The organism is Actinomyces israelii DSM 43320, from assembly GCF_000711965.1.
In the GTDB taxonomy this organism is placed as follows: domain Bacteria; phylum Actinomycetota; class Actinomycetes; order Actinomycetales; family Actinomycetaceae; genus Actinomyces; species Actinomyces israelii.
This window is the reverse complement of record NZ_JONS01000015.1, coordinates 36,530-60,030: the sequence shown is the minus strand read 5'-3', so window position 1 is coordinate 60,030 and position 23,501 is coordinate 36,530. Positions and strand designations below refer to the sequence as shown.

Annotated in this window: 16 protein-coding genes; 13 read left to right on the top strand and 3 right to left on the bottom strand. The window is 71.5% G+C overall.

The window, feature by feature from the left end:
* Positions 1-51: 51 nt before the first annotated feature.
* Complete coding sequence (locus O145_RS06870) at positions 52-1,479, bottom strand: alpha-amylase family protein (RefSeq protein WP_043561546.1); 1,428 nt, start codon at positions 1,477-1,479, stop codon at positions 52-54.
* 115 nt (positions 1,480-1,594) lie between these two features.
* On the opposite strand from O145_RS06870, the gene O145_RS06865 reads away from it, so the two are divergent.
* Both O145_RS06865 and O145_RS18040 read left to right on the top strand, forming a co-directional pair.
* Complete coding sequence (locus O145_RS06865; RefSeq protein WP_043561544.1) at positions 1,595-2,383, top strand: SDR family NAD(P)-dependent oxidoreductase; 789 nt, start codon at positions 1,595-1,597, stop codon at positions 2,381-2,383.
* Between the two features lie 215 nt (positions 2,384-2,598).
* On the top strand, positions 2,599-3,381 hold the full coding sequence (locus O145_RS18040; protein WP_043561541.1) for a hypothetical protein: 783 nt from the start codon (positions 2,599-2,601) through the stop codon (positions 3,379-3,381).
* Positions 3,382-3,564: 183 nt separating this feature from the next.
* On the opposite strand, the gene O145_RS06855 is transcribed toward O145_RS18040, so the two are convergent.
* The gene (locus O145_RS06855; protein WP_043561538.1) at positions 3,565-4,284 is read right to left on the bottom strand and encodes a hypothetical protein; all 720 of its coding nucleotides are present in this window, start codon (positions 4,282-4,284) and stop codon (positions 3,565-3,567) included.
* Positions 4,285-4,578: 294 nt separating this feature from the next.
* Between O145_RS06855 and O145_RS06850 the strand changes: the two genes are divergently transcribed.
* Both O145_RS06850 and O145_RS06845 read left to right on the top strand, forming a co-directional pair.
* Complete coding sequence (locus tag O145_RS06850) at positions 4,579-6,243, top strand: alpha,alpha-phosphotrehalase (RefSeq protein ID WP_043561535.1); 1,665 nt, start codon at positions 4,579-4,581, stop codon at positions 6,241-6,243.
* A gap of 148 nt (positions 6,244-6,391) precedes the next feature.
* Complete coding sequence (locus O145_RS06845) at positions 6,392-8,479, top strand: PTS sugar transporter subunit IIABC (RefSeq protein ID WP_043561532.1); 2,088 nt, start codon at positions 6,392-6,394, stop codon at positions 8,477-8,479.
* On the opposite strand, the gene O145_RS06840 is transcribed toward O145_RS06845, so the two are convergent.
* The gene (locus O145_RS06840) at positions 8,389-9,312 is read right to left on the bottom strand and encodes a UTRA domain-containing protein (RefSeq protein WP_229118406.1); all 924 of its coding nucleotides are present in this window, start codon (positions 9,310-9,312) and stop codon (positions 8,389-8,391) included. The two genes, O145_RS06845 and O145_RS06840, sit on opposite strands and share 91 nt — an antisense overlap.
* An 885-nt stretch (positions 9,313-10,197) precedes the next feature.
* Between O145_RS06840 and ileS the strand changes: the two genes are divergently transcribed.
* The 9 genes from ileS to O145_RS06790 all read left to right on the top strand — a co-directional run bounded on the left by ileS (position 10,198) and on the right by O145_RS06790 (position 23,450).
* Positions 10,198-13,548, top strand: coding sequence for an isoleucine--tRNA ligase (gene ileS, locus O145_RS06835; RefSeq protein ID WP_043561529.1), 3,351 nt, complete (start codon positions 10,198-10,200; stop codon positions 13,546-13,548).
* A 361-nt stretch (positions 13,549-13,909) separates the two neighbouring features.
* The gene (locus tag O145_RS06830) at positions 13,910-14,710 is read left to right on the top strand and encodes a glycosyltransferase family 2 protein (RefSeq protein ID WP_084682441.1); all 801 of its coding nucleotides are present in this window, start codon (positions 13,910-13,912) and stop codon (positions 14,708-14,710) included.
* Entirely contained in the window at positions 14,707-16,029 is a 1,323-nt protein-coding gene (locus tag O145_RS06825) for a nucleotide sugar dehydrogenase (RefSeq protein ID WP_156966634.1), read from the top strand. Before O145_RS06830 ends, O145_RS06825 begins: the two co-directional genes overlap by 4 nt.
* Before the next feature lie 140 nt (positions 16,030-16,169).
* Positions 16,170-18,266: a glycosyltransferase family 4 protein gene (locus tag O145_RS06820; protein WP_043561523.1), complete on the top strand. Its 2,097-nt coding sequence runs from the start codon at positions 16,170-16,172 to the stop codon at positions 18,264-18,266.
* A complete protein-coding gene (locus O145_RS06815; RefSeq protein WP_156966633.1) occupies positions 18,250-19,527 on the top strand; it encodes an O-antigen ligase family protein in 1,278 nt (425 codons plus the stop codon). Before O145_RS06820 ends, O145_RS06815 begins: the two co-directional genes overlap by 17 nt.
* Positions 19,524-20,123 (top strand): acyltransferase, encoded by a 600-nt coding sequence (locus O145_RS06810; RefSeq protein ID WP_229118405.1) that lies wholly within the window; start codon positions 19,524-19,526, stop codon positions 20,121-20,123. Before O145_RS06815 ends, O145_RS06810 begins: the two co-directional genes overlap by 4 nt.
* The gene (locus O145_RS06805; RefSeq protein WP_043561517.1) at positions 20,123-21,595 is read left to right on the top strand and encodes a lipopolysaccharide biosynthesis protein; all 1,473 of its coding nucleotides are present in this window, start codon (positions 20,123-20,125) and stop codon (positions 21,593-21,595) included. The genes O145_RS06810 and O145_RS06805 overlap by 1 nt, the downstream gene beginning before the upstream one ends.
* Entirely contained in the window at positions 21,595-22,788 is a 1,194-nt protein-coding gene (locus tag O145_RS16405; protein WP_052374789.1) for a sensor histidine kinase, read from the top strand. The genes O145_RS06805 and O145_RS16405 overlap by 1 nt, the downstream gene beginning before the upstream one ends.
* Positions 22,785-23,450, top strand: coding sequence for a response regulator transcription factor (locus O145_RS06790; protein ID WP_043561511.1), 666 nt, complete (start codon positions 22,785-22,787; stop codon positions 23,448-23,450). The genes O145_RS16405 and O145_RS06790 overlap by 4 nt, the downstream gene beginning before the upstream one ends.
* Positions 23,451-23,501: the final 51 nt, after the last annotated feature.

Below are 23,501 nucleotides of genomic sequence, written 5' to 3'. Positions count from 1 at the left end.
CTCGGTGCGGAGCTGGACCGATCTCGGCGCGGTAGGGGGCGGGGCCGCACCTCAGGTCAGGACGGCCCAGCCCAGCGGCGGCAGGACGACGCCGTCGCGCTCGGGCCGCGGGGGCGGGGCGTCGTGGGTCGAGGCCAGGACGTGGCTGCGGCCGGCCGTGGGCAGCCAGACCTCGCTGTCCTCCAGGCTGAGGACGAGCACCGCCTCGGCGCTCTCGGACGAGCGTGCGCGCATGCGCAGCGACAGCACCGTGTTGTCCAGGTGCAGCACCTCCACCTCGGCGTCGTGCAGCCAGGGCAGGCGGCGGCGCACGCCGATGAGCTCCTGGTGCAGGGCGCGCACCGGCCCGGCGGGCCTGTCCTCGGGTGAGGCGGGCAGCTCGGGGCGGATGGCGTCGTCCCCGCCGAGCCGGTCCTCCTTGACGGCGCGCAGGCCGTCCTCGTCGCCGTAGTAGATCGCCGGCGTGCCCGGCAGGGTCATGAGCAGGGCCAGCGCGTGGGGCAGGCGGCGCGCGTCGGGCAGCTGGGAGGCGATCCTGGTGGTGTCGTGGTTGCCGACGAAGGTCCACGGCACGAAGGTCTTCAGCAGCTCGGCGTTGCGCCCCAGGGTCCAGCTCAGCTCGTAGAAGTTGGCCTCGGCCAGGGAGTGCCAGGTCGCCTGCCACAGCTCGTACTGGGTCACGGAGTCCATGCCCGAGGCGGCCACGATGGCGGCGTAGTCCCCGTGGATGACCTCGCCGACGACGTAGACCCCCGGGTGGGCGCGGCGCACCCGGGGCAGCACCCGCGTCCAGAAGGAGGGCTCGACGGCGTAGGCCGCGTCCAGCCGCCAGCCGTCCACGCCGCACTCGCACCAGTGGCTCATGACATCGGTGACCAGGTCGGCCACCGCCTCGCAGGAGTGGTTGAGCTCGGGCAGCCAGTCCTGGCCCTCGAAGCGCTCATAGTCCGGTGCGGTGCCCGGGGTCCACGCCTCCGGCCCGCCCGGCCATGTCAGGCGGAACATGGAGGCCTCGCGGGAGCGGGGGCCGGCCTGCGGCAGGGCCGCGAAGACCGGGTGGTCGATGCCGACGTGGTTGAAGACGCCGTCGAGCATGACGCGCACGCCCCGGGCGTGGGCGGCGTCGATGAGGGCGAGCAGGTCCTCGTTCGCACCCAGGCGGGGATCGAGCCGCATGTGGTCGATCGTGTCGTAGCCGTGCGACATGGAGTGGAAGACGGGGCCGAGCATGAGCACGTTGCAACCGAGCTCGATCAGGCGGTCGAGCCAGGGGATGAGGCGTCGCAGGCGGTGCTCGGCCGCCATCGCCCCGGCGGGCGAGGAGGGGTCGTCGGGGTCCCCGGGAGGGCACAGCGCCGGGGCGCCCGCGGCCCCGAGGGGGAAGACGTGCCAGGCGATGGCGTGACGGACCCAGTCCGGCTCGCCCGGGCCGGCCGGCTTGAGGGCGGAGGTGTCAGGTGCAGCGGCGTCGGCGTGCATGGCACAAACCTACCGCGGCGGCGGCGTGATCGCTGGGAGTTCGACGGGCGCCCGCGGGCCGACACTCCCGGCCCGGGACCGGGAGCGTCCCGGGCGCTCGGGGGAGGATGGCGCCATGAGCCAGTCGCAGAGCCAGTCGCAGAGCCAGTCGCCCGCGTCCCCCGTCGCCCGTCGAGCCCTCGTCACCGGGGCCTCCACCGGCATCGGCGAGGCCACCGTCCGTCTTCTCCGGTCCCACGGGTGGGACGTGGTCGCCACCGCGCGCCGGACCGAGCGCCTCAAGGCCCTCGCCGCCGGGACCGGCTGCGCCTGGGTCGCCGCGGACCTTCAGCGCCACGACGACGTCGAGCGGCTCGCCACCGAGGTGCTCGACACCGGACACGTGGACGCGGTGGTCAACAACGCCGGCGGCGCGCTCGGCGCCGACCCGGTCGCCGACGGCAGCCCCCGGGAGTGGCTGACCATGTACGAGCGCAATGTCCTGGCGGCGCTGCGCGTCACCCAGGCCTTCCTGCCCGGCATGCGCGAGCGCGGCGGCGACATCGTCTTCCTGACCTCCACCGCGGCCCACGACACCTACCCCGGCGGAGCCGGCTACGTGGCGGCCAAGCACGGCGAGCGGATCATCGCGAACACCCTGCGCCTGGAGCTCGTCGGGGAGCCGGTGCGCGTCATCGAGATCGCGCCGGGCATGGTCGCCACCAGCGAGTTCTCACTCAACCGCTTCCACGGGGACCAGTCCCGGGCCGAGGCCGTCTACGCCGGGGTCGAGGCCCCGCTGCGCGCCGAGGACATCGCCGAGTGCATCGCCTGGGCCCTTCAGCGCCCCGCCCACGTCAATATCGACTCCATGATCGTGCGCCCGCGCGCCCAGGCCTCCAACACGGTGGTCGCGCGTGGCTGAGGCCGCGGGCGAGGACGGGCGCCCCGACGGCGGTCCGTCCTGACGGACCGCCCCTCCTGCGGTAGCCTGGACGCCGTCGAGTACCCTCTCCGCGCGTCCTGACCCCGGGCGCGGCCGCACCCTCCCGGTCGGAGCGCCGACCCACCCCCGCCCGATCCGTTGCGCGGTCATCCTCCGCGGCGCTGCGCCCGGCCGAGTCGTTGAAAGGAACATCCATGGACGAGTCCGGCCCGTACCGCGGGCGCCCCGTCGGCCGGCCGGCCGACGGGGCCTCGGGCCCGGCCGGCACCGCCGAAGCCGTCAACACCTCGGTGCTCCCCGCCCCGGTGTCGGCGACCGCCGTCTTCCCAGCCGCCACCGCTCCCGCGCCCTCTGCCGCGACCGCCGAGATCGCTGCCGGCGACCCGATGAGGACGGCCGCCCTGCCCGCCGCCGTGCCGCCGAGCGCCTCCGCTCCGACGGGCGGGCCGCCGACCGCCTCGACCCCCATGCTGGCGCCGGAGGCGCCCGCGGTCGCCATCCCTCCCGCGGCCGCCGGCTCGGCCCCGGGAGGCGGGAGGCCTTCGCGCGGCGGGAGACGAGCCGCCGCACTGGCCGTGGGAGCGGTTGCCCTGGCCGCCGTGGCCTTCGGGGCGGGCGCGATCACCGGACGGCTCGGCCAGGGCGGCGCCGCCACGACCGTGCCGACGGCGTCGCATGCCCCGGCCGCGGACGCCACCGCGGCGCCGGCCCCTGCGCCGCAGGCGACCGCGCAGCGGGCGACCGCCGGCCCGGGCGACAGTGCTCCGCAGTCCGACGGCGACGGCTCGGCGCGGCAGGACGGCGGTCGCGATGACGGCCGTCGCTCCCCGCGGCTCGACCGGTCAGGCTCCCAGCAGGACGACCCCCGCTCCCGGCCGGCGCCGTCCGTCCCCCGGGCGGGTGCCGACGACGACCCCGGCTACGACTTTCCCCCTGCGTATGACGATGACAGCGATGACAGCGATGACGACGACTGAGCCGCTCAGGGCCCGCGCCGTCGCAGTGCCTCGGCCAGGATCGACCAGGAGGCCGAGCCGGCGCCCCTCGGGGTCGTTGCCGGCAGCGCCGGCGCGCTTGCCGCGCACCGGGCCGTAGGCCTCGATGAGCGCTCCCGGCGGGGCCCGGGGCGCCGATGGTGATGAGCTCGCCCGCGGGCTTCCTCATGCCGGTTCGCCGTCGTCCAGGAGCGCGTCGAGCAGGTCGTCGACGGCGGCCCGGCGGCGGGCGCCCTCCTCCGTCACGGACTCGGCCAGCCGACTGCGCACGCAGATGAGCCGGACCACGTGCTCCGGCGGCACCGTGCCGGTGCGGCTCCACCGCCCCGCGTGCTCGCGGACCATGCCGACGAGGAGCTCGGCGAGCAGGAGGCCGCCGGGATCCGGGTTTCTCCCGGGGTCCTCCAGGTGCCGCAGGAGGCAGATGAGCGGCCCCCGCAGCGGTCCGTGCCCCGCCTCTCGCGGGTCGCAGTGGATGAGCCGGCTGCAGGTGCTCTCCAGCGTCGTCGGAGCGCCCGTCAGGGCGCTGAGCGCCTCGTCGCGCAGCCGGGTGCGCAGGGGGGCGAGCCGGCCCGGCGGATAGAGGTTCTGCGAGCCGAGGACCCAGGCCTCGACGTCGGACAGGACGCTCGCCGCCCGGGCGCTGACGGCGTTCTCGCGTCTCCAGCGCGGCCCGGCGGCGGCCAGCAGGGCGCCGACCCGGCCCAGCTGCTCCTCCGCCGGGGGCCTGAGCAGGCGCAGGTCGGTCAGCAGGTCGATGAGCGCGTTGACGAGTCCGATGTCGAGCTCCTCGCCGGACTCCGCGGCCCCGGCGCCGGACTCCACGGCGGCCTCCACGGCGGACTCCTCGACCGGTGCCGTGAGACGACGCGGTTCGACTGTCATGGCTGTGCTCCTGTGCTTCCGGCGAGCCGCTGCCTGCCGGCGGCGCGAGCCGCCCGCGCCGCAGGCAGGCAGCGGCCACCCAGTATCGCCGTGCCCGCCTGTGCGCCGCCAGCGGCCGGGGCGGGCGCCGAGCGCTGCGCGTCGGCGGGGGAGGGGCCGCCCGCCAGGCGCCGGGAGACGTGTGAGGCGGCTCTCCTTGCCATCAAGGTCCCCCTGGGATCTACTTATATGCACAAGTACTCATGTGCACAAGTTGCCGGCGCTGCCCCGGCGTCGCCCGACCCCTAGGAAGCCATGTCCTTCAAAGACGCTGTCGTCTATCAGATCTACCCGCGCTCCTTCCGCGACTCCACGGGCGACGGCGTCGGCGACCTGCGCGGCATTGTCGAGAAGGTCCCCTACATCGCCTCCCTCGGCGTCGACTACGTCTGGCTCAACCCCTTCTTCCCCTCGCCGGGGCGGGACAACGGCTACGACGTGTCCGACTACTGCGCCGTCGATCCCGCCATGGGCACCCTGGAGGACTTCGACGACCTCGTCGCCGCTCTGGACGCCCACGGCGTCGGGGTCATGCTCGACATGGTCCTCAACCACGTCTCCACCGAGCACGAGTGGTTCCAGCGGGCCCTGGCCGGCCAGCGGCGCTACCGCGACTACTTCTACATCCGCCCTCCCAGGCCGGACGGCTCCCTGCCCACCAACTGGGTCTCCAAGTTCGGCGGGCCCGCCTGGGCCCCCTTCGGCCCGGTCGGGCGGGACGGGCGCCCGCGCTCGGGCGAGTACTACCTCCACCTGTTCGACCCCGGGCAGGCGGACCTCGACTGGCACAACCCCGAGGTGCGCGCCCGCGCCGCCGAGGTCGTCAACTTCTGGCGCGACCGGGGCGTGCGGGCCTTCCGCTTCGACGTCGTCAACCTCATCGGCAAGACCGAGCCGCTCCACGACGCGCCGGCGGGGGTCGATGACCGGCCCACCTACACCGACGGGCCCCTGGTCCACGCCTACCTGCGCGAGCTCAACGAGGCCAGCTTTGGGCGCGACCCCGACTCGGTGACCGTGGGGGAGATGTCCTCCACCAGCATCGGTGCGTGCGTGGAGTACACGCGGCCGGAGAACCACGAGCTGTCCATGGTGTTCAACTTCCACCACCTCAAGGTCGACTACGCCCGGGGCCGCAAGTGGACGCTCATGGCCCCCGACATCCTCGCCCTCAAGCGGATCCTCAACGACTGGGCCCTCGGGCTCCAGGCCGGCGGCGGCTGGGGCGCCCTGTTCTGGAACAACCACGACCAGCCCCGAGCCCTGGACCGATTCGGCGACGCCGAGCGCTTCCGCTACGAGTCGGCCACCATGCTCGCCACCGCCATCCACCTCATGCGCGGAACCCCCTACATCTACATGGGTGAGGAGATCGGCATGAGCGACCCCGGCTACACGACCATCGAGGACTATGTGGACGTCGAGGCGCGCAACGCCTTCGCCGAGCTCGTCGAGGCCGGGCGTGACCCGGCGGAGGCGTTCCGGATCGTCCACTCCAAGGCGCGCGACAACTCCCGCACCCCCATGCAGTGGGACGCCGGCGCGGGCGCCGGGTTCACCGACGGCACCCCGTGGCTGCGGCCCACCAACCAGGCCGAGGTCAATGTCGCCTGTGAGGAGACGGCCGGGCGCATCCTGCCCTACTACAGGCGGCTCATCGCCCTGCGCAAGGACATGCCGGTCGTCTCCGAGGGAACCTACGAGCCCTACGCGCCCGACCACCCGGACGTCCTGGCCTACATCCGCCGCCACGGGGACCGCCGCCTGCTGGTCGTCTGCAGCTTCCGCGGCCACGAGACCAGCATCGACCTGCCCGCGGGCCTCCTGGGCGGCGAGGCGCTCGTCTCCAACTACCCGGCCCGGCCGCTGCGCCCGTGGGCGAGCCTGCGCCCCTACGAGGCCTTCGCCCTGCTCGCCTGAGGCGGCGGATCGCCCCGAGAGAGGAGGGCCATCGGCCCGCCGCCCGCCGTCCAGACCCGGTTCACAACCCTCTCCGCCCCGGAGTACCGCCACCCGCGCGGCCTCTCCCCGACCCGCTGTCATCCCAACGCTCCGAAAGGAATCCCTCATGTCCCAACCGGCAACAGATCGCGAGATGCAGATCGCCTCCCCGGTGACGGGGAGGGTCATGGACCTCGCCGACGTCCCCGACCCCGTCTTCTCCTCCGAGGCCGTCGGAGACGGCCTCGGCGTCGAGCCCGACGACGGCGCCCTCGTCTCCCCGGTGGACGCGACCGTCACCCTGGTGGCTGGCACCGGGCACGCCATCGGCTTCAAGACCGGCACCGGCCTGGAGGTCCTCCTCCACCTGGGCGTGGACACCGTGGAGCTGGAGGGCAGGCCCTTCGACCTCACCGTCAGCGTCGGCGACACCGTCGAGGTCGGCGACGCGCTGGGCACCATGGACCTGGAGGCCATCCGCGCCGCGGGCAAGGCCGCCACCGCCATCGTGGTCCTCACCAACACCGCCACCCGCCTGGAGTCCCTGTCCGTGACCACCGGCCGGGCCGAGGCGGGCGCCGCCGTCGCCGTCGCCGCCCTCAAGAGCGAGGACTCCGGGAGCGAGGCCGACTCGGCCGCCGGCTCCGGCGCGGCCCCCACGACCGGTGAGCGCGCCGACGGCCTGACCGGCTTCGACGCCACCGCCGCCGACATCGTCAAGAACATCGGCGGCCCTGACAACGTCCGCTCGGTGCTCCACTGCATCACCCGCGTGCGCTTCTACCTCAAGGACCAGTCGCTGGCCGATGACGCGGCCGTGGCCGACACCGAGGGGGTCATCGACGTGGCCAAGGCCGGCGGCCAGTACCAGGTCATCATCGGCCCCGAGGTGGAGGACGTCTACGACGCCGTCGTCAAGCTGCTGCCCGGATCCTCCCAGGGCGAGGCGGACGGCGAGGTCGAGGAGGTCGACAGGCCCACCACCCTGATCGGCTGGGTCAAGTTCGGCTTCTCCTCGCTCATCGGCGTCATCACCGGCTCCATGATCCCGATCGTCGGCATGCTGGCCGCCTCCGGAATCCTCAAGGGCCTGCTGGCCCTGCTGGTCCAGTTCAAGGTGGTCGCCGAGGCCTCGAACACCTACCAGATCATCGACGCCATGAGCTCGTCGATGTTCTACTTCCTGCCGATCATCGTCGGCTTCACCGCTGCCCGGCGCCTGGGCGCGAACCCCATCGTCGTGGCCATTATCGGCGGCGTCCTGTGCTACCCCTCCATCACGGCCCTGTCCAACCCGGACCACGTCGTCAAGGCTGACAACGCCGCAGGATACGAGTCGACCTACCACGTCGTCGCGCAGGTCGGGCAGACGGTCTTCAACGCCGACTTCTTCGGCATCCCCGTCACCCTGCCGCAGGGCAACGCCTACGCCTACTCGATCTTCCCCATCATCGTGGGCGCCTGGCTGGCGGCCAAGATCGAGCCCTGGCTCAAGAAGGCCCTGCCCGCGGTCATCTGCCCCATCTTCGGTCCCCTCATCGAGATCTTTGTGGTCTCCGCCCTCATCCTGCTGGTGTTCGGCCCCGCGGTCATGTTCGTCTCCGGAGGCCTCGCCTCGCTCATCAACGCGGTCCTGAGCTTCAACTACCCGATCGCGGGCCTGGCTATCGGCGGCCTCTACCAGTGCCTGGTCATCTTCGGCCTGCACTGGGCCGTCATCCCGCTCATCTCCTCCGAGCTGGCCTCGGCCGGGAGCTCGCACCTGAACGCCATCGTCTCGGCCACCATGATCGCCCAGGGCGGCGGCGCCCTGGCCGTGTGGCTCAAGGTCAGGGCCGCCCGCATTCGGAGCATGGCCGCGCCCGCCACCATCTCCGCCTTCTGCGGAGTGACCGAGCCCGCCATGTACGGCCTCAACCTCAAGTACGGCCGCATCTTCATCACCGCCTCGATCGGCGGCGCCGTGGGCGGGCTCCTCACCGGCCTGCTCGACGTCAACATGTACGGCTTCACCGGCGCCTTCGTCGGCTTCCCCTCGTTTGTCAACCCCGACGGCATCGACGCGGGCTTCACCGGCTACTGGATCGCCTCCGCCGCGGCCCTGGCGGTCTCCTTCGCCTGCACCTACTTCTTCGGCTTCAAGGAAGCCGACTTCGAGGGCGGCAGGACTGTCAAGAAGGTCCGGCTGGGGCGCCGGGAGCCCGCCGGCGCGTGACCCCGGGCGGGAGCCGTCCGGACGGCCCCCGCCCGCCAGGCCCTCGTGCCCCCCGACCGCCGTGTCCGGGGGAGTGCGAGGGCCTCAGGGTCCTCCGACGTGCTCCTCAGCGCTGCGACGGCAGGCGCTGGGCGGTGGAGATGAAGCTGAAGGTCCTGGCCGCGTGATGGGACCGGGTGTACTCGAAGGGGACGCCCGCGGAGTCGAAGGAGAAGGACTCGACCACGCCCACGCAGTTCTGCCCCCCCCAGGTCCAGGTAGCGCAGGTCCTCCTCGTCGGCCGGCTCAATGGTGGCCAGGCGGGAGGAGGAGACGATGCTCACCCCGAGCTCGTTCTCCAGGTAGGCGTAGATCGAGGACTCGGCGGCCTCCGCAGGTATCTGCGGGACGACCCCGGTGAGGAACATGTTGTGGTCCACGATGGCGGCGCGCCCGTCCAGGAAGCGCAGACGCGTCAGGGCGAGCGCGCTCGCTCCCTCGGGGAGGCCGGAGTGCTCGGCCAGGCCCGCGTCGACGCTCACCGTGCGGGAGTCCAGCAACCGGGTGCGCACCTCAATGCCCAGGCGCCGCCCGGCCTCGGCCAGCGACTCGATGCCCGCCAGCAGGAAGTGGGAGTTGCGGTGCTGGCGGAAGATGACCTGGATGCCCTTGCCCTGCATCGCCTGGACGTACCCCTGGCTCGCCAGGTACTGCAGCGCCTTGCGCACCGTGTTGCGCGAGATCCCGAAGTCGCCGGCCAGGGAGTTCTCCGAGGGGAGGAAGGACAGGAAGGGGTAGTCGCCCCGCTCGATCCCTGTGCGCAGCGCGGAGTAGATCTCCTCGTACTTCGCCACGTGCCTCGTCCCTCCCGTCCGGTCCTCATCGGGCGGTCAGCCGTCGGCGGACCGGTGGACCATTCGGGGCCGAGTTTATCGTTTGAGAGAGGCGGTCAGGGACGACCGGCCGGTCGCCGCACGGTAGCGGTGGGCGGCGACCGGAACCGGCTCACGTGTCGTGACGGTCATCGGGAGACCGGGGGCGGTCACGGGGCTCATGCCGTCGGCGCCGCGGCGAGGGGGTCTGGCGCCGGAGCCGCCACGCACGGACACGACGATCAGGAGGGCGGCGCTCGACGGCCCCGGGGCGCCACGGGGATCGGTGCGATCCCGCGGTTCTGCGGTGCGGGCCGGGCGGCGCGGGGAGGCGAGGACGAGAAGGGCGATCAGTGACCACCGTCCGGTGCGCAGTGGGGTCAGTGGGGTCAGGCCGGCATCAGACCGGTGCCTCGGACCGATCCCGGTGCGGAGCTGGACCGATCTCGGCGACGCGTCGCTGTGGCGAGCGCAACGGGGTGCTGCGCCGATGCCGGCTGGCCCGGGCCGGGCGCCTGTGGCTACACTCCACCGCATCCAGGCACTGACCCGGCCGGGACGTCGCTCGCGCGGCGCCCCGGGCATCACCGGCGAGCCTCCCGGAAGAACAGGCGCTTGCCGACCGGCCCAGTCCGGCCCGGACGGCCCCAGTCGGCCCAGGTCGGCGCGCGCCCCACTAGACCCGGGCGGGAGGGGCCCGCACAGCCCCGCGCGAGCGGTCGCGCCCGCCGCCCCCGGGGCGGCGGGCGCGGCAAGCGAGGTGGTACCGCGGTGCCGCTCCCCACGCCGTCGGCCATGAGCCGCGGGCGGGACCGGCGTCGTCCTCGTAAGACGCAGACGTTCACGAGCGAGACGCGAGGCACCCCGATGGCTGACACCGCCGACCAGACCACCGCCCGCACGGGCGCCGCCTTCTACCCCCTGCACCGGCCGGGGCAGGAGGTCGTCCCCTCGCCGTCCTTCCCCGCCATCGAGGAGGACGTCCTCGCCTACTGGAAGGCCGACGGCACCTTCGCCGCCTCCGTCGACAACCGCGCCGAGCCCTGCGACGAGTTCGTCTTCTACGACGGCCCGCCCTTCGCCAACGGCCTGCCCCACTACGGGCACCTGCTGACCGGCTACGTCAAGGACGCCGTCGGGCGCTTCCAGACCCAGATGGGCAAGCGCGTCGAGCGCCGCTTCGGCTGGGACACCCACGGCCTGCCCGCCGAGCTCGAGGCCCAGCGCCTGCTCGGCATCGACGACGTCACCGAGATCACCCGACCCGGCGGCATCGGCATCGAGGCCTTCAACGCCGAGTGCCGCTCCTCCGTGCTGCGCTACACCAAGGAGTGGGAGGACTACGTCACCCGTCAGGCCCGCTGGGTGGACTTCGAGGGCGACTACAAGACCCTCGACCCCACCTACATGGAGTCCGTCATCTGGGCCTTCAAGTCCCTGTACGACAAGGGCCTGGCCTACCAGGGCTACCGCGTCCTGCCCTACTGCTGGCACGACCGCACCCCCTTGAGCAACCACGAGCTCAAGATGGACGACGACATCTACCAGGACCGCCAGGACAACACCGTCACAGTGGGCCTGCGTCTTCAGGAGCCGCTGCGGACCGGGGCGGAGCGGCCCGAGCTGCTGCTCATCTGGACGACGACGCCGTGGACCCTGCCCTCCAACCTGGCCATCGCCGTGGGCGCCGACGTCGAGTACGTCACCGTGCACGTCGATGAGGGCCTCGACTCCCCGGTGGCGGGCGAGGACGTCGTCATCGCCGCCGACCTCCTGGGCGCCTACACCCGCGAGCTCGGCAAGGCCCCACGGGTCGTGGCCACATGCACCGGGGCCGACCTGGCGGGGGCGCGCTACCACCCCATCTTCGACTACTTCGACGACGACGCCCACCGGGCCGCCGGCGCCGCCCCCGGGCCGAAGGCGTGGAGCGTCATCACCGCCGACTTCGTCACCACCTCCGACGGCACCGGCCTGGTCCACCTGGCCCCGGCCTTCGGCGAGGACGACATGGTCGCCTGCACCGAGGCCGGCATCGAGACCGTCGTGCCGGTGGACGACGGCGGCCGCCTGACCGAGGAGGTCGGCGACTACGCCGGCATGCAGGTCTTCGAGGCCAACAAGCCGATCGTGGCCGACCTGCGCGACGCCGCCGGGCCGCTCGCCCGCCGGGACGCCTCTCAGCGGGCGGTCCTGGTGCGCCAGGCCTCCTACGTGCACTCCTACCCGCACTGCTGGCGCTGCCGCAACCCGCTCATCTACAAGGCCGTCTCCTCCTGGTTCGTGCGCGTGACCGCCATCCGCGACCGCATGGTGGAGATCAACCGGGACATCGAGTGGTTCCCCGGCCACATCAAGGACGGCATCTTCGGCAAGTGGCTGGCCGGCGCCCGCGACTGGTCCATCTCCCGCAACCGCTTCTGGGGCGCCCCCATCCCGGTGTGGCGCTCGGACGACCCCCGCTGGCCGCGCGAGGACGTCTACGGGTCCTTCGCCGAGCTCGAGCGCGACTTCGGGGTGAGGGTCACCGACCTGCACCGGCCCTTCATCGACTCCCTGGTGCGGCCCAACCCGGACGACCCCACGGGGCGGTCCATGATGCGGCGCATCCCCGACGTCCTGGACTGCTGGTTCGAGTCCGGCTCCATGCCCTTCGCCCAGGTGCACTACCCCTTCGAGAACGTCGAGTGGTTCGAGTCCCACTACCCGGGGGACTTCATCGTGGAGTACATCGGCCAGACCCGCGGCTGGTTCTACACCCTCCACGTGCTGGCCACGGCCCTGTTCGACCGGCCCGCCTTCACCAGCTGCGTGTCCCACGGGATCCTCCTGGGCAACGACGGGGCGAAGATGAGCAAGTCCCGGCGCAACTACCCCGACGTGTCCATGGTCTTCAACCGCGACGGCGCCGACGCCATGCGCTGGTTCCTGCTGTCCAGCCCCGTGGTGCGCGGCGGGAACCTCGTGGTCACCGACAGGGCCATCCGCGACACGGTGCGCCAGGTGCTGCTGCCGCTGTGGAACGTCTGGTACTTCTTCGCCCTGTACGCCGGCCAGGCCGACGACGGGCGCGGCTACGTCACCGGCGGGGTAGACCTCGGCGACGCGGGCCTGTTCGGGCGGAAGGGCTCCCTGCACGTCATGGACCGCTACATCCTGGCCCGCACCAAGGACCTGGCCGCCACGGTGGGCGCGCAGATGAGCGCCTACGACGTCACCGGCGCCACCGCCGCCGTGCGCGAGTTCCTCGACGTGCTCACCAACTGGTACCTGCGCACCTCGCGGAGCCGGTTCACCGACGGCGCCACCGCCTCGGACTGCCGCCCGGCCTTCGACACCCTGGCCACGGTGCTGCGGGTCCTCACCCAGGTGATGGCGCCGCTGGCGCCGCTGACCAGCGAGGAGATCTACCGCGGCCTGACGGGGGAGCGATCCGTGCACCTGACCGACTGGCCCGTCCTGCCCGCGCACGCGGCCGACTCCGCCCTCGTGGCCGCCATGGACGAGGCCCGCGACGCCGTCTCGGCGGCGCTGAGCCTGCGCAAGGCCGAGAAGCTGCGCGTGCGCCAGCCGCTGCGCTCGCTCACCGTCGCCACGATCGACCCCGCCGCCCTGGCGCCCTTCCGCGCCCTGATCGCCGAGGAGGTCAACGTCAAGGAGGTTCGGGTCCTCGACGCCGCCGACGCCGGCTACGAGGTGACCGAGCAGCTGACCCTCAACCCCCGCGCCCTGGACCCCGAGATCCGCCGGATGACGAGCAGGCTCTTCGCCGCCGTCAAGGCGGGGGAGTGGGAGCTGACCGAGGACGGGGACGTGCGCTTCGACGGCGTCCTGGTCGGCGGCGCGCCCGTGGTGCTCGAGGCCGAGGAGGGGGCGTTCACCCTGACCAGCCGCATCGAGGTCGCCGACGACTCCCTGGCCGCCACCATGATCGGCTCGGGCGCCTTCGTCGTCCTGGACACGGCGCTGGACGACGCCCTGGAGGCCGAGGGCTGGGCCCGCGACCTGATCCGGCTCGTCCAGGACGAGCGCAAGGCCGCCGGGCTGCACGTGGGCGACCGCATCGAGCTGACCCTCACGGTTCCAGCCGACAAGGGCGCCTGGACGGGGGCGCACCTGGACCTGATCAAGAGCGAGACCGGGTGCGTGTCCGCCAGTGTCGTGGCCGACCCGGCCGCCGAGCAGGCCGGAGCCGTCGTCGTCAGGGCGGAGGGCTGAGGCGCCGGGCGGCGCGCGCGGCAGGGCGCGTCCTCGGAGCGTCCCGCTGGTCAGCGCGGCCCCGGTGATGTAGCGTCTGACCGACGAGCAGAATGCATCGAAGAAAGGCGGCGCGGAAGAGAGCTTGACTCTGGGGTCTCCTCAGCTCGACGTCCTGTATGACCGTATGAATCCCTTGCGGCTGCGGGACTTCCCTTGGTCGAGATCGTACTTCCTCATGGGGAATAGCGATGGTTTACATGAATCCACATCGATGGCTGTCTGTCTGCGCGCCCTCCTCGGCGCGCCGAGCGGAGGCCGGCCGGCCCTGGAAGGGCGGCCCGCCCTGGAATGATCCGGCTCCGTCCCGGAAGGCGGGCAGGTGGTGACCGAAGCAGGGCCCGACCAGCAGACGCCCGGCGACCGCCCCCTCGTGTCCGTGATCGTCCCCTCCTACAACAGCGAGACGCATGTTCTTCAGACGCTTCAGAGCGTGCTGTCCCAGACGATGCGCGACCTGGAGGTGCTCGCGGTGGACGACGCCTCGCAGGACCGGACGCGCTCGCTCATCCAGGCGCTCGCGGAGCGGGACCCGCGGGTGCGGGTGCTCGTGCAGCCCACCAACCAGGGAGTCGCCCTGGCCAGGAACCGGGGGCTCGCGCACGCCAGGGGCCGGTACGTCGCCTACCTTGACTCCGACGACCTGTGGATGCCCGAGAAGCTCGAGCGCCAGATCGCCTTCATGACCAGGACGGGGGCGGGGGCCTGCTTCACCTCCTACGAGACCATCGAGGAGAACGGGGCCCACCGCAACTTCGTGCGGGTTCCCGCCTCAATCGGGTACAAGGACTTTCTGAAGAACACGGTGACGTGCAGCCACACGCTGCTGTTCGACACGCAGGTCGTCGACCGCGCCCTTCTCAGGATGCCGGATCTCAGGCGGGGCCAGGACGCGGCTACCTGGCTGGGGGTCATGAAGGCCGGGCACCTCTTCTACGGCCTGGACGAGTGCCTCGCCAAGTACCGCAAGACGTCGGGCTCGCTGTCCAGCAGCAAGATCAAGGCCATCCGCCGGACCTGGAACCTCTACCGCAATGTCGAGGGACTGTCCCGTCCTTACGCCGCCTACTGCTTGTTCTGGCAGCTGTTCCACGCCGCTTTGAAAAGGAGAAGGAACGCATGATGGTACGGAGTCGGGCGGACCGCCTGCTCGACGGCGGGGCCGCGCTGGCCGTCGTCGGCCTCGGCTACGTGGGGCTGCCCCTGGCCGTCGCCTTCTCCCGGAGGGCCCGTGTGATCGGGTACGACTCGAACGAGGAGAAGGTGAGCGCCTACCGGTCCGGACTTGACCCCACCGCGGAGGTCGGCGACGAGGCGCTGCGGGCGTGCGCGGTGGACTTCACCTCTGACGCGACGCGCCTGGACGAGGCATCCTTCTTCGTCATCGCCGTCCCCACGCCGGTCAACCTCGACAAGACCCCGGACCTGGCGCCCGTCACCTCGGTGAGCGAGACAGTGGGCCGGCATCTCAAGGAGGGCGACACGGTCGTCTACGAGTCAACCGTCTACCCGGGGGTCACCGAGGACGTGTGCATCCCGATCCTCGAGCGGGTCTCGGGCCTGCGGTGCCCGCAGGACTTCAAGGTCGGCTACTCCCCCGAGCGGATCAACCCGGGGGACAGGGTGCACCGTCTGGAGAGCATTAAGAAGATCGTGTCCGGAATCGACTCCCGGGCCCTGGACGAGATCGCGGACGTCTACTCGCTGGTCATCGACGCCGGCATTCACCGCGCGTCCTCCATCAAGGTCGCCGAGGCCGCCAAGGTGGTCGAGAACAGCCAGCGGGACATCAACATCGCCTTCATGAACGAGCTCGCCGTCGTCTTCGACCTCATGGGGATCGACACCAGCGAGGTGGTCGAGGCCATGAACACCAAGTGGAACGCCCTGGGATTCCGGCCGGGACTCGTGGGCGGGCACTGCATCGGTGTCGACCCGTACTACTTCACCTACGAGGCGGAGAAGCTCGGCTACCACAGCCAGATCATTCTGTCCGGGCGCAAGGTCAACGACGCCATGGGGGAGTTCGTCGCCGACGCCGCCATCAGGGAGATGGTCCGCGCCGGGCACGCCCCGAGCCGCGCCGGCGTCGCGATCCTCGGCATCACCTTCAAGGAGAACTGCCCCGACGTGCGCAACTCCAAGGTCGCCGACATCATCCGCCGCCTGGGGCAGTACGGGATCGTGCCGCGGGTCTGCGACCCGGCGGCCGACGCCGCCGACGCCAGGCGCGTCCACGGCGTCGACCTCGTCCCCCTGGCCGAGCTCGGCGGGCTCGACTGCCTCATCGTGGCGGTGGCCCACGACGAGTTCCGGCGCATGACCAGCGCGGACTACAAGCGGCTCTTCCGCCCCTCCCGGGACGAGGAGAGGGTCCTCGTCGACGTCAAGAGCATCCTCCGCAAGGAGGACTTCTCCTCCTACCGGTACTGGCGGCTCTGAGAAGGCTCAGCGGGCTGGTCGGGTCATGTCGGGTCATTGAGGTATGGGATAGAGGTATGGGATATGAGCGAAGGGGATGTGCCGTGAGGGGGCGCAGAGGAAGAATCGGGTTCATCGGCCGGATCGATCTCGGAGAGACGATGGTCGACGGCCAGACCGTCAAGACCAGAACCCTGTACCGCTACATGGTCGAGCGCTTCGGCGCGGCCAATATCTGCGCCGTGGACACGCTGAACTACCATCATGAGGCGGCCCGGGTCACCCGGGAGCTGATCCGCTGCCTGCACGCGTGCGACGACGTCGTCGTGCTCCTGTCCAGCGGCGGGCGCAGGGCGCTGTTCCCGATCCTGTGGCTCGCCTCCCAGGTGCTGGGGGTCAGGGTCCACCACGACCTCATCGGGGGGTCCCTGGCCGACGACGTCGAGGCCGACGCCTCGGGCCGCCTGGTGCGCTACCTCAACTCCTTCGAGGTGAACTGGGTGGAGACCCGCGCCCTGGCGGACAGGCTGCGCGCCCTCGGGGTGCGCAACGTCTCCCACCTGCCCAATTTCAAGGACGTCGACGACGTCGACGTCGACCCGCAGGCCCCGCGGGGGCGCCCCCGCCGGCTGTGCACCCTCAGCCGGGTGACGCCCGAGAAGGGCATCGACAACGCCGTGCGGGCGGTCGCGGCGATCAACGGGGACGGGCCGCCCGTGGTGACGCTCGACGTCTTCGGCCCGATCGAGCCCTCCTACGAGGAGCACTTCCGCCGCCTGATCGACTCCGTCCCGCACGTGCGCTACGCGGGCCGTGTGCCCCCCGAGCGGGCCGCGGCCACGATCACCGGCTACTTCGCGCTCCTCTTCCCGACCGAGTTCACCACGGAGGGCGTGCCGGGAACGATCATCGACGCCATGCACGCGAGCCTTCCGGTGGTGGCGAGCAGGTGGCGCCACTACTCCGAGATGCTTGAGGACGGGGTCACCGGGCTGAGCTACGACTTCAGCTCCCCCGAGCTCCTCGAGGGCACGATCCGCCGGCTCATCGCACTGCCCGAGGGGGAGGTCGAGTCGATGAGACGCGCGGTCTTCGCGCGCTCGCGCGCCTACTCACCCCAGGCCGTCTTCGGCGAGATCGCCCGCACGCTCACCCGCCGCGCCGCGGCGCCTGCGCAGCGCGGACCGCGCGTCATGATCGTCATCCACGGGCTGGGGACCGGCGGCGCCGAGATGATGGTGCTCAACCTCGCCCGCGAGCTCGCCGGGGCCGGCCACCCGGTCCAGGTGGTCTCCCTCCACGGCGATCAGACGGACGTGGCGGAGCTCATGAGGCGGGCCGGCATCGACGTCGTGGCCCTCAACAAGGCGAAGGGCCCCGATCCTCGCACGGTGCTCCGGCTGCGCACGGCGATGAGAAGCTTCTGCCCGACAGTCCTGCACACGCACCTGCCCGTGCTGGAGTACGTGCTGCCCGCGGCACGGCTCTACGGCAAGCGGGTCAAGATCATCCACACGGTCCACAACCTCGCGCTCAAGGAGTCCCGGCACCCCGCCCTGAGAAGGCTTAACCGCTACGCCTTCTCCCACGGCATCGTTCCCGTCGCCCTCAATGACGAGGTGAGGGCCTCGGTCTGCCGCGAGTACGCCCTCCCCGCCTCCGCGGTCCCCGTCGTCGGCAATGGCATCGATCTCGACGCCTTCCTCTGTCGCCGGGACCCGGAGGACCTGCGCGACAGGCCGGTGCGCCTCCTGTGCGTTGCTCGCCTGGCCGTGGTCAAGAACCACGCTCTGCTGCTTGAGGCGATGGCGCGGCTGAGAGGGGCGGGACGGGAGGTCTCGCTGACCCTGGTCGGCGACGGGCCCCTCAGAAGTCGACTGGTCGAGCACGCCCAGGCACTGGGCGTGTCGGACTGCGTCCGCTTCGCCGGCCGGCAGAGGGATACCGCCGCCTTCTACCGGCGGGCCGACATCTTCGTGCTGCTGTCGACCTACGAGGGCATGCCCATGAGCATTCTCGAGGCGATGGCTGCCGGGCTGCCCGTGGTGGCCACCCGCGCCGGGGGCGTCCCCGAGATCGTGAAGGACGGCGTCAACGGCGCTCTCGTCAAGGCCGATGCGGGCGCGGCCGCCGCGGCCATCGCCGCCATCTGCGACGACCATGCCCTCTATCAGCGGCTGAGCGCCGCTGCGGTGAAGGCGTCGGCGGCCCACTCGGCCAGAGCGATGATGGAGAACTACGTTGACCTCTATCGCTGAGCACGCCATGGGCGGGATGCGCAGAACACTGCCCGCCGCACTGGACCGGGAGGTCCTCAGAAGGAGCTACCCGCTGCGCTACCTGCGGCTCATGGCGGTGTGCTTCGTGCTCATGAAGCCGATCATGGTCGGCCAGACCGAGTCCCTGGCACCCATTATGAAGGTCCTCACGGCCGCGATCTTCGCATGGCTGGTGAACCTCTACTTCCTGCGGCGGGTGACGCTGTCCGCAACCGTCATCCTCTTCGTCCTCTACCGGGTGTCCTCTCTGCTGCCGACGGTCTACCAAGGCGGCGACCTCCTCAACTGGGGCTACGTCACGCTCAGCCTGCTCTCCGTCCTCATGCTCATCGAGCTGCACGCCACGGCCGGGCAGGAGGAGCGCAGAAGGCTCCTGCGGGTGATGACAGACCTGCTGCTCATCTACCTGCTGATCAACTACGTCATGATCCTCATGGACTGGGGAAGGGTGGCGGCCTGGGGGGACGGCGCCTTCGCCCAGCCCTCCTACCTCCTGGGCATCCGCACCCGCGTGACCGACTGCATCTTCCCGGCGATCCTCCTCGCCCTCCTGTACGACTCCGGCTCGCACCGGCGCTGGGGCTGGAGGACGATGGTGGCGGTCGCCAGCGGGATCGTGCAGATCGCCACGCTGCAGGTCGCCACGGCATGGGTCGGCCTCGCGGTGACCGCGGCCTTCTACCTCGCCGTCACCGCGCGTCCGCACAGGGGCGGCCTGTTCTCCATGCGGGGCGCGACCGTCCTGGGCGTGGCCGCCACGCTGCTCGTCGTCTTCGCCCGGGTGCAGGTCTTCTTTGCCGAGCAGATCGAGGAGCTCCTCGGCAAGTCGGTCAGCCTGACGGGGCGCACCGACCTGTGGGACGCCGCCTTCCCGATCCTGGCGGACTCGCCGCTGTTCGGCTACGGCATCAACTCCGACTTCGGCAACTTCATCCCCGGCCCCGAGGGACTGCTGTGGCAGGCCCACAACCAGTACCTTCAGATCGCCTACGACGGCGGCCTGGCGGCCGTCGGCCTGTTCATCGCCCTGCTGTGGACGGCGAGCACCCGCGCCGACGCCTCCCGCTGCAACCCTCGTGCGAGGGCCGCCTTCGTCTCCGTCTACGCCGCCATGTCGGTCATGGCCATCAGTGAGATCTACGTCTACAACATGGCGCTCTTCTATCTCATCCCGTTCCTGGCGAGCAGGGCCGATGAGCTGGTGGGCGACGACGAGCGCAGAAAGAGTGAGGAGCAATGAGCATTCCCTCGCGACTGGTCAATGCCGTGCGCATGTCCATGAGCAGGTACGAGTACGGCCGGGCGAGGAAGGACGGGCAGCTGCGAACCGGCGACAGGTTCTCCATCGGACCTTTCGCACGGTGCTCGGCGCGCTCCACGGCGGCGCCCTCGATCGTGATCGGCTCCCACGTCTTCCTCGACTGCTCGCTCATCACCAGGGGCGGCGGGCGCATAGCGATCGGCTCCGACTGCTGGTTCGGGGGGGCGGGCTCGACGGCGATCGGCGCCACCGAGTCGGTCACGATCGGCTCCGACGTCATTATCTCCAACCACGTGCACATCTACGACAACAACAACCACCCGACCGACCCCGACGCGCGACGGCGCATGACCCGGGGAGAGCTCGCAGGGCCGCTGTGGGAGTGGACCGAGGCGGCCTCGGCGCCGGTCGTGGTCGAGGACAACGTCTGGATCGGCGAGTTCTCCATGATCCTCAAGGGCGTGACGGTGGGCAGGGGCTCCGTAGTCGCGGCGCACTCCGTGGTGACCAAGGACGTCCCCCCGTACACGATCGCGGCCGGGAACCCGGCGAAGACGATCAAGCGGCTCCGGTGATGAGGGGGCTCAGGCCGAGGTCGGGAAGCGCCGTCGACTCCCTCCTGCTGGCCAGCGTCAAGCTCGTGACGCTCGGCTCGACCATGGCCAACACGATGATCCTCTCCCACAGCCTGTCGCTGGAGGCCTACGGCACCTACGCCCAGGGGGTCCTGCTGGTGACCCTGTGCGCGGACGCGACCATCCTCGGCCTGGCGGACGCCGTCAACTTCTTCTTCAACCGGGACAGCAGGGAGTCCGCCACCCGGGAGTACGTGAACTCGGTCTTCGTCCTGCAGGTCGTCATCGGCGTGGCGACGGCCGCGGCGCTTGTGGCGCTGCGGGGCGCGATCGGCGACTACTTCTCCAACCCCGCGCTCACGGCTCTCGTGGTCTTCCTGGCCTTCAGGCCGATGCTGACCAATATGACGAGCGTGCTCCAGGTGCTGATCGTCTCCATCGGCCGCGCACGGGCCATCGCGGTCAGGAACGTCGTCTTCTCGGCCCTGAAGCTCATGGCCGTCCTCGTGACGGCGCTGCTGACCTCCAGCATTGCGACGCTGTTCGTCATGCTGCTCGTGCTCGACGTCCTGTCCGTCCTGTGGTTCTGGGACTGCTTCCGCCGGTGGAAGTACATGATCCGCCTCACCCGGCCGCGCTGGGGGAGGATCCGGGAGATCCTGGGGTTCTCCCTGCCCATGGCCGTCTACGTCCTGACGGCCTCCCTGATGAGACAGGTCGGCCAGCTGGTCATCGGCATGAACGAGAGCACAGACAGGTACGCGATCTACGCCAACAGCGCGACCGTGCTCCCCCTCGACGTCGTCTCCATGTCCTTCCTGACGGTCATCATCCCGATCGTGACGCGGCACATCGGCGCCGGGCAGAAGGAGCAGGTGCGCGTCGTCTTCAAGCACTACCTCGCGGTGGGGTACCTCACGACCGTCACCTTCTCGGTGGCCTGCTTCGTCGTGGCCCCCGAGGTCATCCAGGTGCTCTACGGCGCGCGCTACCTTCCGGGATACACCGTCTTCTGCCTCTACCTGGTCACGGCCATGGTCAGGTTCGCGAGCCTGTCCCTGATCCTGAGCGCGTCGGGTCGGACGAGGGCGCTCATGGTCGTCTCCCTCGCGGCCGTGGCGGTCAACGCGGTCCTGTGCGTCGTCCTGTACTCGCTCATCGGGTTCGTCGGCCCGGCGCTGGCGTCGGTCGTGGTCAACGTCGGCATGGCGGCGGTCCTCGTGCGGCTCAGCCTGAGGGAGATAGACGGCGACCTGGCGACGGCCTTCGACCCCAGGGCGGTTGGCACGTACACCCTCACCACGCTCGCGGCGGCCGCGGCGGGCTATGGGCTGCGGTGGGGTCTGGTGACCCTCGGCCTGCCGGCTCCGGCGGTCGCGGCGCTTGTCATGTGCGCCGTGTCGGCCGCCGTGCTGGCTCTCAATTTCACATCGCTCAGGACTTCGCTCAGGGCGATCAACGCGATGAAGTGATGGTGACGAGGCAGCGGGCGCCGTGGTCGCTCTGGGTGCGCCGCTCCGGGGCGTCGGCGGCCTACCTGGCGGCGGAGATCGCCGCGGGCTGGCTCACCTGGCTGTTCGCGAGCACCCTCGTGCTGCTGCCGGTGTGGGCGGCGGCGTGGGCGGGCGCCGAGCGGCGCCTGGTGGCGCTGACCGGACTTCCGCCGATCCGGTCGCGGGCGGCGGGCTGGACCGGCCGCGCGCGCGAGACGGCCTTCGCCCTGGTCCTCGCCGTGGTGGCGGTCCTGGGAACGGTCGCGGCGGGCATGCTGTACGCCGGGGCGCGGATCACGCTCGTCGAGCCGCTCAGGGCGCAGGCCGGCGCGGACGGCGGCTCATCGGCATCGACGGCGGGGCGCTGCCTGGCCCTCCTCGTCGGCGTCCTCGGCGCGTGCCTGCTCCCGCGGCTCGCCGTCATGGCGGCGTCGGGCCTGGCGCGCCTGTCCACGGCACTGCTCTCCCCACGGCCCGAGCAGCTGGCGGAGCAGGTCGACGCCCTCGTCGACAGGGCGGTGGACGCCGAGGACCGCCTCATCCTGGAGCGCAGGCTCCTGGAGCAGCGCCTCCACGACGGCGCCCAGCTGCACCTGAGCGCGGCCGGGGTCCGCCTGGGGCTCCTGGAGCTGCGGCTCGCCGACGTCGAGGGGCCCGAGGGCGCCGCCGCGCGCGAGGCCCTCGGCGAGCTGCGGGACCAGATCGACGCCGCCGCCGACGCGGTGCGAGAGGCCGCTCACGGGCTCGCCCCGAGGACCCTCGCCGAGCGGGGGCTGCGGGCCGCCCTGGAGGAGCTCGCCGCGGGCCTGCCCGTCACCACCGAGGTGGTCTGGGGCGGCGGGACGGGCGCGCGGGCGCCGTCGCCCCGCGGCGAGGTCGCCGAGAACCTGTACCTCATCGCCTCCGAGGCGATCACCAACGCGATCCGGCACAGCGGCTGCAGCCGCATCGAGGTGCGCGTGGAGCACGCCGACGCGGGGGACGATGCGGAGGACGACGCCGTCGTGCTGGCGGTGCGCGACGACGGTGCGGGCGGGGCCGTCCCGAGCGGGCAGGGCCTCCTTGCGATGGAGGCCCGCACCCGCCGTCTGGGAGGTGACTTCGAGGCGGACAGCCCCGCCGGCGGCCCGACCGCCATCACGGTCCGCATTCCGATGGGAGGACGGCGATGAGAATAGTCCTGGCGGAGGACGAGGCGCTCCTGCGCGAGGGGCTGCGCGTGCTGCTCGAGCACGCCGGGCACGACGTCGTCGCCTCGGTCTCGACCGCCACCGAGCTTCTTCACGCGGTGCGGCGAGCCGACCCCGCGGCGCCGCCCGACATTGTCATCACCGACGTGCGCATGCCCCCGGGGCGGAGCGACGACGGGCTGCGCGCCGCCATCGAGCTGCGTCGCGACCACCCGCGCCTGCCGATCCTGCTCCTGTCCCAGTACCTGGGCAACGAGTACCTGCGGCGGCTCCTGGACTCCGCCGAGGACGACCCGCGCTCGGGCGGCGTCGGCTACCTGCTCAAGGACCGGGTGGCCCACGTCCAGGAGCTCACTCAGGCGCTGCAGACCGTGGCCTGCGGCGGGGTCGTCGTCGACCGCAAGGTCATCACCGCGCTCATGCGCCGCCGCGAGGACCGCCTGGAGCGCCTGACGCCGCGGGAGCGGGAGGTGCTCCGGCACGTCTCGGCGGGGGAGACCAACCACGGGATCGCCGAGGCGCTGCACCTGTCCGACGGCGCGGTCGTCAAGCACATCGGCGCCATCTTCGACAAGCTGGGCCTGTCCCGGCGCGAGGGCAACCGGCGGGTCCTGGCGGTACTGGCCTTCCTCGACCATCCCTGACCCGGACGCCCTGAACCCGGCCGGTACCGGAGACGCGCAACGCGAGGCGGA